Below are 12,474 nucleotides of genomic sequence, written 5' to 3'. Positions count from 1 at the left end.
ACCTAATGAAAGCCATATATAAAACGGATTGTGGGAAAGTCCGTGCGAATAACGAAGACCATGTCGATGTCTTCCAAAACGATGCGATTCTCCTTGCGGTCGTCGCTGACGGTATGGGTGGTGAAAAAGCCGGTGAAGTGGCGAGCGGCCTTGCCCTACGACAATTTTCGGAGGCTTGGGCGACTGCAGACAACGGCTCGCATATCGAGCGTCCAGAGGACTGGTTGCGGCAATGCATTATCGATGCGAACCAATCGATTTATAACTTTGCAAAAGCGAATCCCGAATGCCAAGGGATGGGGACGACGATTGTCGCAGCAATATGCACCAAAGAATCCGTTATCGTCGCACATGTTGGGGATAGCCGCGCCTACTATGTCAACCGAAATGGAGAGCTCAGGCAAGTCACCGAAGATCATTCGCTTGTTAATCAGTTAGTTAAAGCCGGCCAGTTATCCGAGGCAGATGCCCACGACCATCCGATGAAGCACGTCATTGTTCGAGCATGTGGAACGGATGAGAACATTTCCGTTGATGTCTCGAGCATTGAATGGTCGAAAGGTGAGCAATTGCTGCTTTGTTCGGACGGTTTAAGCGATATGTTGAATGATGGGGAAATCGCTTCCCTTCTTAATCGTGATGAGACCATTGAGGAAAAAGCTCGTCTACTCATCGATAAAGCCAACACCGCCGGTGGTCATGATAATATCACACTAATAATTGTTTTAAATGATGATGGTGAGGAATTATGATCGGTAAAAGACTCAACGGCCGCTATGAAATTTTGTCCCGCATTGGCGATGGGGGAATGGCCGTCGTTTATAAAGCCAGAGATCTCATACTTGAACGATATTGCGCGGTAAAAATGCTTCGGCACGAATTTGTGAATGATGAGGCGTTCATCCGCCGTTTTCGCCGCGAAGCCGAGTCCGTTGCCAGCTTATCGCATGAAAATATCGTAAATATTTATGATATCGGCGAAGAAGATGATTTATATTACATCGTCATGGAATATGTCGACGGTATCACTTTAAAATCTTTTATTAAACAATATGCGCCCATTGCCCCCCGAGAAGCAGTATATATTTTAAAGCAAATCGCAGCAGCGATTGAACATGCTCATCAATACGGCATTGTGCATCGGGATATCAAACCGCAAAATATTTTAATTGATGAACATGAGCATGTAAAAGTGACGGATTTCGGTATTGCTCAACCCTTAACATCAGCAACGATTACTTACACATCGTCCATTATTGGCAGCGCCCATTATTTATCACCGGAGCAAGCAAAAGGCGGAAAAGCCACAGTAAAATCGGATATTTACGCCTTTGGCATCGTGATGTATGAGATGTTGACCGGTCAGCTTCCTTTTCCGGGAGATTCCCCAGTCACGGTGGCTTTAAAACATTTAAACGAAATGTACACCATGCCGACGGAACTCAACCCGGCGATCCCACAAAGCTTGGAAAACATTATCATAAGGGCATTAGCCAAAGATCCGGCGAAGCGCTATGATACGATCGGTGATGTGTATGATGATTTAGTAACAGCATTAAATCCTGAACGTATCAATGAACCAAGAATTTCTCTGATGGATGAACCGGATGATGAAGAAACGACGCGCGTCATCCCGGCTCTCGGACTCAAAGAAAAACCACCTCTAACCGAAACGTCGAGCACGCCACCGCCGCCTAAAAAACCGAAAGGGGATGCGACCTCTGGGGATGCGAAAAAGAAACGCAAGAAAAAGCGCTGGCTCATCACTACCATTGCCGTTTTAAGCGCCGCAATCCTTGCGATTGTCATCTATTTGCTCATTCCCATTTTTGCATCGGGTGGTCATGTCAACGTCCCGGATGTGACAGGTAAAACGTATGATCAGGCCGTGGATAAATTGCGCGCGAAACAGCTTTATGCCGAGCAAAAGAGCATTGAAGTCGATGACAAACCGACTGGGATTGTCATCAAACAAAATCCGGGGGAAGGTACTTCTGTCAAAAAAGGGACAACCATCACCCTTTATGTGAATAAAGGCCCGAAAAAAGAGGCTGTGCAAAATTACGTTGGCTATTCGAGAGATACCGTCGAACAACTGTTGGCAGAAAATAATCCATATAAAGATGTCAAATGGATTGCCCAGCCTTCATCGGATGTACCGGAAGGTCAAATTATGTCCCAAAACCCGGAACCGAATACAAAAATTATTCCGTCTGAGACGGTTTTAGAATTAACGTATAGTACCGGCCCGCCGACGGCCAAAGTACCAGATGTCATCGGTAAAAATCAAAATGACGCCATTTCTACCCTGGAAAATGCCGGTTTTCAAGTCAAAACGGAAAACGGTGACTACTCGGATGAAATCCCAAAAGGTCATGTCATGCGAACAGACCCTGAGGTCGGTCAAACGTTGGAACAAGGTCAAACCGTGACCATTTATTTATCCAAAGGACCTGAGAAAAAACCGGAGACGGTCGTTCAATCCATTACGATTACAGTTGACGGTAACGATCAGGAAAAGGGTCCGAATGATAAAGGCGTTCATGTTCAAATTTACATTACGGATATGAATAACCAACATAAGTTATATGTCAATGAGTCGATTACTCAAACAAAAACATATAATGTTCCTTTGACGATTCCGGTTGATGGAAATGCCAGCTATCAAGTCTACGCGGATGGCGCACTGGTGAAGGAAGATACGATCAAATACAGTGATGTTTATTCCGGTGGATCAAGCGGGGAGGATTAAATGCCGATCGGTAGAATTGTAAAAGCCTTAAGCGGGTTTTACTATGTCAGTGACCGTGATGAAATCTATCAATGCCGGGCAAGGGGGAATTTCCGTAAAAAAAAGATCACGCCCCTTGTCGGTGACATCGTCGAATATGAGCTAATCGGTGCGACGGACGGGTATGTGACGGCGATTCAAGAAAGGAAAAACGCGCTTGTGCGGCCGCCTGTGGCCAATATTGATCAAGCTATTCTTGTTTTTTCTGCGAAACACCCGGATTTTGATGATATTTTATTGGATCGCTTGCTCGTCCACGTTGAGTCCAATGATATGAATGTGGTCATCTGCATCACCAAGATGGATCTCGCACAGCAAGATGCGTCTGACCTAGAAGCTGTCAACCGTTATGCGGAGCGATATCGCACCATTGGTTACCCGGTTTTAATGGTTTCAGGCCTAGTCTCTCACGGAATCGAACAACTTTATCCTTTTATTAACGGAAAAACAAGTGTTTTTGCTGGACAATCGGGTGTCGGGAAATCCACATTGCTCAACGCCTTAAACCCGTCGCTCGCTTTACAAACCGGTGATATTTCCCGCGCTCTCGGCCGGGGAAAACATACAACGCGGCATGTGGAATTGCTACCCGTCGGTGACGGTTACGTGGCAGACACACCTGGGTTCAGCTCCTTGGAGTTCCAAAACATCGAAGCAGAAGATTTAGATCTTTACTTTCGAGAAATGAAAGAAAGAAAAAGCGATTGCAAATTCAGAGGGTGTACGCATCTTTCAGAGCCGGGGTGTGCGGTTAAAATGGCTCTAGAGGCTGGACAAATCGCACAAGAGCGATATGCCCATTATGTTTCGTTTTATCAGGAAATTTCAAACAGAAAGAAGCGGTATTGAACGATGATCACGATCCTTCCGTCCATACTGGCAGCTGATTTTTCAAAACTAGGCGATGAAGTCCGCTCTGTCGAAGAAGCAGGGGTTGAGATGCTACACATCGACGTCATGGATGGCCATTTTGTTCCGAACATTTCAATGGGACCCCTTGTTGTGCAAGCGTTAAAGCCGATCACGCGTTGCGCCATGGACGTCCATCTAATGATTGAAGATCCCGACCGCTATATTTCCGACTTTGCACGAGCTGGATGTGACCGGATTTCCGTCCATGCGGAAGCGTGTCCGCATCTTCATCGCACCATCCAATTGATCAAGCAGTTTGGATTAAAAGCTGGGGTTGCTTTAAATCCCGCAACGCCTATTGATGCCATCCGCCACGTCGTTTCTGATATTGATTTTGTGTTGATTATGACGGTTAATCCGGGTTTCGGAGGGCAAGCGTTTATTCCTCAGATGGTTGATAAAATTGCAGAAACATCGGCGTTCTTGGCCAAGCATGCCCCACACCTCGTCATACAGGTGGACGGCGGCATCAATAAAGAGACAATTAAGGCATGCTATCAAGCTGGCGCGCGAGAATTTGTCGCTGGTTCGGCGGTGTTTAATCAACCCGACAGGACGCTTGCCATTAAGGAATTGCAAGCGTTATAATGAAAAACGGCAAATGAATATCGGTGGGACCACTTGGGGAGTCTTTGAAAAAGGCTGAGAGGGAAGTGTTCACTTCCGACCCATAGAACCTGGATCTGGATCATGCCTGCGTAGGGATTGTGGTTGCTGTTGAGCGTTTATTTCTAAGATGGCTCAACGAATGACCTTTGGACGTACAAAGGGAATGTCCTTTTGGCGGCCGCATGCATTGGGCATGCGGCTGTTTTTAATGATACTGGTAAAAAATAGATCCTGTTTTCGTCCAGTAAAAACGGAAATGAAGGCTCTGTGATAAAAGCCGAGTTTTCTTTATTTACCATTAAGGGGGAGAAACGCATGTCGCGAACGCAAAGAGAAAAGACAATGGTTTTAGTGGAAGGTGCCATCGTGATTGCCATATCAGCGATCTTAAATCTCATTCAGTTTAAAGGTCCATGGGCAGCTGGTGGGGGCATTTCGCTTGAGATGGTGCCACTGATCGTGTATGCCTTGCGTCGAGGCTTTGTTTGGGGGATTTTTGCTGGCTTTATTTATGGTTTTGTCAATTTTATCGAAGGGCCATATTATTTAAATCCCATTCAGTATTTATTGGATTATGGTTTGGCTTTTCTTCTGGTCGGTTTTGCTGGGCTCATCGTTATTAAAGATAGCGATTCCCGCTCGGTCATGTTTTGGAAAGCAGGGTTGGCAACGGTCATCAGCATGGTATTGAAATTCTTAAGTCATTATGTTTCCGGTATTGTCTTTTATGGGTCAAACGCACCGGCTGGTCAACCTGTAGCCCTCTACTCACTGATCTATAATGGATCATATGTGGGCCCGAGCATGATTTTTGATTTAATCGTGATGATTTTGCTGGCAAGTGCGATTCCGAAATATTTAGTAAGGCGGTAATATTGTGGAATATGCGATTCTCGCGGGGGGTCCTCCCGCTCATTTGCCGAATTTACATGATGAGCTTTTTCGAAATGTCCGTTGGATCGGCTGTGACCGCGGGACAATAACGCTATTGGAAAATAGCCTCAAACCGTATAAAGCATTTGGCGATTTTGATTCCATCAATAAAGACGAGCGGGCTTTGCTTGAAGCGCAAGGAACAGAGCTCGTGTTATACCCTTCGGAAAAGGATGAAACTGATTTGGAAATAGCCCTTGATTGGGTATTGACCGAAAAACCCGATCGATGTTGGATTTTGGGAGCCACCGGTGGTCGGCTGGATCACGGGCTAGCCAATATCCAATTGCTATTAAAAGGCATTGGTATCAAAACGGAAATTCTACTCATCGATCAACAAAATATCGTCACCCTTTTACCTCCTGGTGTTTATGATATAGTAAAAGCCCAAAATTATCCTTATGTTTCGTTTATCGCGTTTACACCAAAAACCGAAGGGATCACACTGGAAGGATTTAAATATCCGCTTGACAATCATGATCTCCGTTGGGGGTCCACCCTTTGCATCAGTAATGAATTGCAAGCGGAAAAAGGGAGATTAGCCTTTAAAGAAGGGCTCTTGCTTTGCATCCGCAGCCGTGACCTTTAAAAGTCGGCATTTTCTTAGGGAAACAATAAACTTTTGTGAAATTGATGCATGGTGTGGTACTATTTCGGATTTCATGAATATACTAGTAACATGCATCATCTTATTTATAGGTTTATAGATAAAGAAACGGGGCCAAGCAAGGAGGAGAATTATGAAGTTTTATACCATTAAATTGCCGAGATTTTTGGGTGGTTTCATCCGAGCGATCTTGGGATCGTTTAAAAAAGGGTAAACAAAAAGCACCAATCATCGGTGCTTTTTTGTTTACCTTTATATCCGTTCCACTTTACCAGCCTTTAACGCTTTGGTGGAAACGTAGACGCGTTTAGGTTTACCGTCGACAAGGATCCGTACTTTTTGAAGATTTGCTTTAAATTTACGTTTTGTCTTATTTTCAGCAAACGAACGGTTTTGACCGAATTTCGTCGTTTTACCGGTAACATAGCATTTTTTTCCCATTCCATTCAACCTCCTTAAAACCCCAGACGAAGCTTCGGGGTCAAAGTAACGAAAACAAACACGCTAATATGATACCACTATATCCCTTTCCACGCAAGAAAATGTTCTAAGGATGGGGGTATTGGGTTTTCTCCTTTCCCGCTTTTATTGCCTTTTGCGATAGTGTACAATAAAAAATAGGAAAAGCCTAGAGTTATTGCAAAGGAGGCCTCCTCATGTCTATTGAAATGAGAACGGATTACGGAATGATTGAGATAACCGATCAAGTCATTGCAACGATTGCTGGTGGGACAGCCGTCGATTGTTATGGTATTATCGGCATGGCTTCACAACGGCAGATCAAGGACGGGCTTACCGAGTTGATTGGCCGGGACAATCCGAGTCGCGGTGTGATCGTCCGTCATGAAGATGGAGATGTCGTGATTGATATGTACATCATTGTCAGTTACGGAACGAAAATCTCAGAGGTCGCCCATAACGTGCAAACAAAAGTAAAACACACGCTGGATCAAATGCTTGGCATTGCTGTCGGTGCGATTAACATTTTTGTTCAAGGTGTCCGCTTGGAAAACGATTGACGTGGAACCTTCAATTTGATTTATGCTATAAGTGTGAACAGCGATGGAGTGGAGACGTTGGCCAATTCGCTTCTAGAACATTATAATATAGAGGTTGAGATTTTGAAGGCGCCCAGCCTGTTGTGATGACGTGATCGCCGTCAATTAAAGGGCGTTGGGGAGGAATGCAACGTGAAATATCGAAGCGTTTTTGATATTATAGGTCCGGTCATGGTGGGCCCTTCTAGTTCACATACCGCGGGGGCGGCACGGATTGGACGGGTAGCCCGCCATCTTTTTGGCACATTGCCCGACAAAGTGACGATTTATTTATACGGCTCATTTGCTAAAACCTATAAAGGTCATGGCACGGATATTGCCTTGGTCGGAGGGTTGCTCGATTTTGACACCTTTGACGACCGCATCGTGAAAGCGCTGACATTGGCTGAAGAAATGGGGATGGAAGTGACGTTTCACGAAGAAGCCGTGGAGATGGAGCATCCGAATACCGCCCGCCTCGTCTTGGAAAAAGGCGATGAAAAATTAGAAGTCGTCGGCGTTTCAATCGGCGGTGGCAAAATTGAAATTACCGAACTGAATGGCTATACCCTTCGCTTATCCGGGAATCAGCCAGCCATTTTTGTTGTTCATCGTGACCAATACGGAGCGATTGCCAAAGTCGCTGACGTGTTGGCCAAGCATGAAATCAATATTTCGTATATGGAAGTGTCTCGACGTGCCAAAGGGCGCACGGCTTTGATGGTGATCGAAACCGATCAAACGGTGAGTCAAAGCATCTGTGAGGAGATTAAACATTTGCCGGGCATGTTGAATGTCGTTACCCTCGACTGACACTTTACATCATCTTACTTAAGGAGGACTTCAACATGTTTCGAACTGTCGCAGAACTTTTGCAGATTGCCGAAACCGAAAAGATTCCGATCTCCGAAGTGATGATTCGGATGGAAATAGAAGAATCCGGCCGAAGCCGGGAAGACATCATGGAACAAATGGGTCGGAATTTAGAGGTCATGGAAAAAGCCGTCGAACGCGGCATTAATGAAAACATTCGTTCACGCTCCGGATTGACCGGTGGCGATGCGAAACTGATTCAAAAATACATGGAATCAGGAAAAACTTTATCCGGAGATACATTGCTCGATGCTGTCAGTAAGGCCGTGTCGACCAATGAAGTCAATGCGGCGATGGGGAAAATTTGTGCTACACCGACCGCTGGCTCAGCCGGTGTTGTTCCAGGGGTTTTATTCGGCTTAAAGCCGAAATTGAACCCGAGCCGTGAAGCGATGATCCGCTTCCTCTTTACGGCAGGGGCGTTCGGATTTGTCGTCGCGAATAATGCGTCCATTTCTGGAGCCGCTGGAGGTTGTCAGGCCGAAGTCGGCTCGGCAACAGGGATGGCGGCGGCCGCTGCTGTCGAAATGGCGGGTGGAACACCTGAACAAAGCGCCCATGCTATGGCCATTGCTTTAAAAAACATGCTCGGTTTGATTTGTGATCCAGTGGCCGGTCTTGTCGAAGTGCCATGTGTCATGCGCAATGCTATGGGAGCGGCTCAAGCCATCGTTGCTGCCGATATCGCCTTGGCTGGGGTTAAAAGCGTGATTCCATGTGATGAAGTAATTGAAGCGATGCATGTCGTTGGGCGCCGGATGCCTACCATTTATAAAGAAACGGCAGAAGGAGGCTTGGCGGCGACGCCGACCGGCCGAAGGCTCGCAGAGAAAATCTTTGGATCGCAAACCAGCTCGGGGAGATAACTTGGGATGTTGGAAACGTTACCGGTTAGTGTCATTAAAGGCGTCGGACCCGAAACTGTCCGCGATTTAGAAAGTTTAAACATTATAACTGTCGGTGATTTGCTCGAACATTTTCCCTATCGCTATGATAATTATCAACCTAAAGATTTAGCTCAAGCCGCCCACGGCGAAAAAATAACAATCATCGGGAAGGTTCATAGTGAGCCTTCTCTCCGTTTTTATTCGAAAAAAAAATCGCGATTAAGTTTTCGCGTGTTCTCAGGTAATTACTTAATAACGGCGGTCGTTTTTAATCGGGGCTTTCTGAAAAAAAGGTTATCCGAAGGCACCCAAGTTTTGCTTGTGGGAAAATGGGATGCCTATAACGCGACACTTACCGCTTCTGAGATCCAATTAAATCCGAGCGAAAAGCGAACGGTTGAACCCGTCTACTCCGTCAGGGGAGATTTGACGGTTAAAGGTTTAAGGAAAATCATCCGCAATGCCCTTGACTATGTCAGTGAAAATCCTACGAATGATTTACTCCCTGAAGCGCTCAGGAAGAAATACAAAATCCCAGAACGATTGCAGGCTTTGCGGCAATTGCATTTTCCAACAGACCGCCAATCGTTGAAGCACGCGAGACGCCGCATGGTGTATGAAGAACTTTTGTTGTTTCAATTGAAACTGCAAATACTTAAAACCCGTCATCGGCAGTTAGGCTCGGGGGTCGCCAAAAACTTTGATCCAAAAATAATGGAGCGTTTCATCAACGCTTTGCCATTTTCATTAACGAAGGCACAAGAGCGGGTAGTGGATGAGATTTTGACCGATTTAAAATCGCCATTCCGCATGAATCGCCTGTTGCAGGGGGATGTCGGCTCTGGTAAGACAGTGGTTTGTGCGATCGGTTTATTCGCGGCGGTTCAAGCAGGTTTTCAAGGAGCTCTCATGGCTCCGACGGAAATCTTAGCTGAACAGCATGCCGAACAGCTGTCCAAGTTGTTTCAGCCTTTTGATGTAAAGGTCGCTTTACTCACTGGTGCGGTGAAAGGAAAGGAACGGAGAAAGCGACTTCAAGATCTGGAAAATGGTGACATTGATGTGGTCATCGGCACCCACGCTCTCATTCAAGAGGTGGTCCGTTTTTCCAACTTGGGGCTCGTGGTGACCGATGAACAGCATCGTTTCGGAGTCGAACAGAGACGAGCCCTCCGTTCTAAAGGAGAACAAACCGACGTGCTTTTTATGACGGCGACACCCATCCCGCGGACGCTGGCGATTGCGGCATTTGGGGATATGGACGTCTCCACCATTGACGAGATGCCTTCCGGGCGTAAGAAAATTAAGACAGCCTGGGTCAAACACGACCGATTAGAGGCGGTTTTGACCTTTATAAGAAAAGAATTAAAAGCAGGCCGGCAAGCCTACGTGATCTGCCCGCTTATTGAAGAGTCGGAACAATTGGATGTGCAAAACGCCATTGATGTACACAATTACTTAACGCAATTTTTTAAAGAATTTCATGTTGGCCTTTTACACGGGCGTATGTCCGGGGAAGAAAAAGAGGCTGTCATGACAGCTTTTAAAAGCGGCGACATCCATGTCCTCGTCTCAACGACAGTTGTTGAAGTCGGCGTCAACGTTCCCAATGCGACTGTGATGGTCATTTATGATGCCGAACGCTTTGGCCTTGCGCAATTGCACCAATTGCGCGGCCGGGTCGGGCGCGGGGATGCCCAATCATACTGTATCTTGATTGCTGATGGCAAATCGGAAACCGCTCGGGAACGGATGAGAATCATGACGGAAACGACGGACGGCTTCAAGCTTTCAGAATATGATTTAAAACTTAGGGGGCCGGGTGATTTTTTCGGGTATAAACAAAGCGGTCTTCCCGATTTTAAAATAGCGGACCTCATTCACGATTATCGCGCATTGGAAGTTGCCCGCCGCGATGCGGGCGAAATGGTTTCATCAAAAGCGTTCTGGGAGGCGCCTGAATACGAAGGATTACGGGAGCGTTTAGAGCGTGACGGCCTTTTGGAAAGCGAACGATTTGATTGAGTCAACAAACAAAGCGCGGAGGAGAAGGCGAAAAAGGATGACCTTCATCAAATAAAGGTTTTTCATCTTGTCATTGCCTTCTTTCTTGATTCCTCCCCGCTTTCTTTATATACTTAGTTTAGTACCTAGTCATAAAAATTGGTGTAAAATTTGGCTGCATTTCGGCTGATGCTCACGGTTTGAACCGTGTGACATCGATTTCGGTGGTGGCAAAATGAAAAAAAGAAAGAAAGAACGACAAGAATTACTCCAAGCGGCCATTCAACAAAATCCATTTGTAACAGACGAGGAACTGGCTAACCTTTTTCAGGTGAGCGTGCAAACGATTCGACTTGACCGCTTGGAATTGGCGATCCCTGAACTGCGCGAACGCATTAAAACAATGGCAGCCGCAAATTTGGATAAATTTCGAGCGCTTAATCCTGATGAAGTCATTGGCGATGTGGTCGATCTTAAACTCGACCAATCCGCCATCTCCATTTTAGATATTCGCAAAGAACATGTTTTTTCCCGAACGGGTATTGCTCGCGGTCATCATCTTTTTGCTCAAGCGAATTCCCTTGCAGTGGCTGTCATCGATGATGAACTGGCCCTAACCGCAAAATGTGAAGTCGTTTTTAAACGGCAAGTCAAAGAAGGCGAACGGGTCGTTGCCAAAGCTAAAGTGATCCGAGCAGAACGTGAATTTACGATCGTTGAAGTGAAAAGCTATGTTGAGGGAGAAGTCGTCTTCCTCGGTACGTTCACGATGTATCGATCACAAAAGAAATGAGGAGGAAAACAACGCGTGAGATTAGCCATTGATGCCATGGGAGGGGACAATGCCCCAGAGGAAATCGTCAAGGGTTCCCTTGCCGCTCTTAAGGCAAATCCTCAAATGCATATTACGCTGGTGGGTGATGAGGCGAAAATCAAACCGCTTGTCGGAAGCGAGCCACGCCTTTCCATCTTACATACACCGGAAAAAATCGAGGCGACCGACCAACCCGTCAAAGCGGTTCGCACCAAAAAGAACGCGTCCATGGTCTTAGCCATTCAGGAAGTGAAAGAAGGGCGCGCCGACGCCGTGATTTCCGCGGGAAATACTGGGGCGCTGATGGCTGCTGGGTTGTTCGGAGTCGGACGAATCAAAGGAATCGATCGACCAGCCTTAGCCCCAACACTACCGACGATCAAGAAGGGTAAAGGTTTCCTCTTACTGGATGCGGGTTCCAACATGGATGCTAAACCTGAACATTTACTTCAATATGCGATTATGGGTTCGATTTATGCTAATAAGGTGTTGGAAATTGAAACGCCAAAAGTTGGCTTGCTGAATATCGGTGAAGAACCGGGCAAAGGTAATGAATTAAGCAAGCAAGCTTATGAATTGCTGCGGGAAGCACCGATTCATTTTACTGGTAATATCGAATCGCGTGATCTTATGAACGGAGATGTCGACGTCGTCGTCTGCGACGGCTTTGCTGGAAATCTTGTTTTAAAAAGCATTGAGGGTAATGCCTTAGCCTTTTATTCCATCATTAAAACCGAGCTTTTGGGCTCCTTTTATTCAAAAATAGCTACAGCACTTTTATATCCAAAATTTAAAAGCATTAAAAAAATGATGGATTACTCGAGCTACGGGGGAGCATGCTTGTTTGGTTTAGCAGCACCGGTGATTAAAGCCCACGGCTCTTCCAATGCCAAGGCGATTTTTACGACGATTCAACAAGCCTGTCGCATTGTCGAAAAAAATGTCGTCGGCACGATCTACGAAACCGTGTTAAAAACGAAAGACAAATGGGATGTGACGAATTAGTC

14 protein-coding genes and 1 riboswitch are annotated in these 12,474 nt (G+C 46.1%); of the genes, 13 read left to right on the top strand and 1 reads right to left on the bottom strand.

Going from position 1 to position 12,474, the window contains the following annotated elements; genetic code table 11:
* Window positions 1–5 precede the first annotated feature (5 nt).
* The 7 genes from H532_RS0114765 to spoVM all read left to right on the top strand — a co-directional run bounded on the left by H532_RS0114765 (window position 6) and on the right by spoVM (window position 6,066).
* The gene (locus tag H532_RS0114765) at window positions 6–752 is read left to right on the top strand and encodes a Stp1/IreP family PP2C-type Ser/Thr phosphatase (protein ID WP_027726098.1); all 747 of its coding nucleotides are present in this window, start codon (window positions 6–8) and stop codon (window positions 750–752) included.
* Window positions 749–2,752, top strand: a complete 2,004-nt coding sequence (gene pknB / locus H532_RS0114760) for a Stk1 family PASTA domain-containing Ser/Thr kinase (protein ID WP_081412484.1) — start codon at window positions 749–751, stop codon at window positions 2,750–2,752. The genes H532_RS0114765 and pknB overlap by 4 nt, the downstream gene beginning before the upstream one ends.
* Window positions 2,753–3,640, top strand: a complete 888-nt coding sequence (rsgA, locus tag H532_RS0114755; RefSeq protein ID WP_027726096.1) for a ribosome small subunit-dependent GTPase A — start codon at window positions 2,753–2,755, stop codon at window positions 3,638–3,640.
* A gap of 3 nt (window positions 3,641–3,643) precedes the next feature.
* Window positions 3,644–4,291 (top strand): ribulose-phosphate 3-epimerase, encoded by a 648-nt coding sequence (gene rpe, locus H532_RS0114750; protein WP_027726095.1) that lies wholly within the window; start codon window positions 3,644–3,646, stop codon window positions 4,289–4,291.
* 24 nt (window positions 4,292–4,315) lie between these two features.
* Window positions 4,316–4,426, top strand: a riboswitch (TPP riboswitch).
* A gap of 201 nt (window positions 4,427–4,627) precedes the next feature.
* The gene (gene thiT / locus H532_RS0114745; protein WP_027726094.1) at window positions 4,628–5,185 is read left to right on the top strand and encodes an energy-coupled thiamine transporter ThiT; all 558 of its coding nucleotides are present in this window, start codon (window positions 4,628–4,630) and stop codon (window positions 5,183–5,185) included.
* A gap of 4 nt (window positions 5,186–5,189) precedes the next feature.
* A complete protein-coding gene (locus tag H532_RS0114740) occupies window positions 5,190–5,834 on the top strand; it encodes a thiamine diphosphokinase (protein ID WP_027726093.1) in 645 nt (214 codons plus the stop codon).
* Window positions 5,835–5,985: 151 nt separating this feature from the next.
* The gene (gene spoVM, locus H532_RS19105) at window positions 5,986–6,066 is read left to right on the top strand and encodes a stage V sporulation protein SpoVM (protein ID WP_038112654.1); all 81 of its coding nucleotides are present in this window, start codon (window positions 5,986–5,988) and stop codon (window positions 6,064–6,066) included.
* 38 nt (window positions 6,067–6,104) lie between these two features.
* Here spoVM and rpmB read toward each other — a convergent pair whose 3' ends face one another.
* A complete protein-coding gene (rpmB, locus tag H532_RS0114730) occupies window positions 6,105–6,293 on the bottom strand; it encodes a 50S ribosomal protein L28 (RefSeq protein WP_027726092.1) in 189 nt (62 codons plus the stop codon).
* A gap of 215 nt (window positions 6,294–6,508) precedes the next feature.
* On the opposite strand from rpmB, the gene H532_RS0114725 reads away from it, so the two are divergent.
* The 6 genes from H532_RS0114725 to plsX all read left to right on the top strand — a co-directional run bounded on the left by H532_RS0114725 (window position 6,509) and on the right by plsX (window position 12,472).
* Window positions 6,509–6,871 carry an Asp23/Gls24 family envelope stress response protein gene (locus H532_RS0114725; protein WP_027726091.1) on the top strand — a complete coding sequence of 121 codons (363 nt, stop codon included), beginning with the start codon at window positions 6,509–6,511 and terminating at the stop codon, window positions 6,869–6,871.
* A 171-nt stretch (window positions 6,872–7,042) separates the two neighbouring features.
* Window positions 7,043–7,702, top strand: coding sequence for an L-serine ammonia-lyase, iron-sulfur-dependent subunit beta (gene sdaAB, locus H532_RS0114720; protein WP_027726090.1), 660 nt, complete (start codon window positions 7,043–7,045; stop codon window positions 7,700–7,702).
* Between the two features lie 35 nt (window positions 7,703–7,737).
* A complete protein-coding gene (gene sdaAA / locus H532_RS0114715) occupies window positions 7,738–8,628 on the top strand; it encodes an L-serine ammonia-lyase, iron-sulfur-dependent, subunit alpha (protein WP_027726089.1) in 891 nt (296 codons plus the stop codon).
* 6 nt (window positions 8,629–8,634) lie between these two features.
* Window positions 8,635–10,674, top strand: coding sequence for an ATP-dependent DNA helicase RecG (gene recG, locus H532_RS0114710; protein WP_027726088.1), 2,040 nt, complete (start codon window positions 8,635–8,637; stop codon window positions 10,672–10,674).
* 214 nt (window positions 10,675–10,888) lie between these two features.
* On the top strand, window positions 10,889–11,446 hold the full coding sequence (fapR, locus tag H532_RS0114705; RefSeq protein ID WP_027726087.1) for a transcription factor FapR: 558 nt from the start codon (window positions 10,889–10,891) through the stop codon (window positions 11,444–11,446).
* A gap of 15 nt (window positions 11,447–11,461) precedes the next feature.
* A complete protein-coding gene (plsX, locus tag H532_RS0114700; RefSeq protein ID WP_027726086.1) occupies window positions 11,462–12,472 on the top strand; it encodes a phosphate acyltransferase PlsX in 1,011 nt (336 codons plus the stop codon).
* Window positions 12,473–12,474 lie beyond the last annotated feature (2 nt).

The sequence above is a fragment of the Tuberibacillus calidus DSM 17572 genome (genome assembly GCF_000430685.1).
GTDB lineage: Bacteria > Bacillota > Bacilli > Bacillales > Sporolactobacillaceae > Tuberibacillus > Tuberibacillus calidus.
Note: the sequence above shows the minus strand (reverse complement) of the source record. Positions and strands in the feature narration are given on the sequence as shown.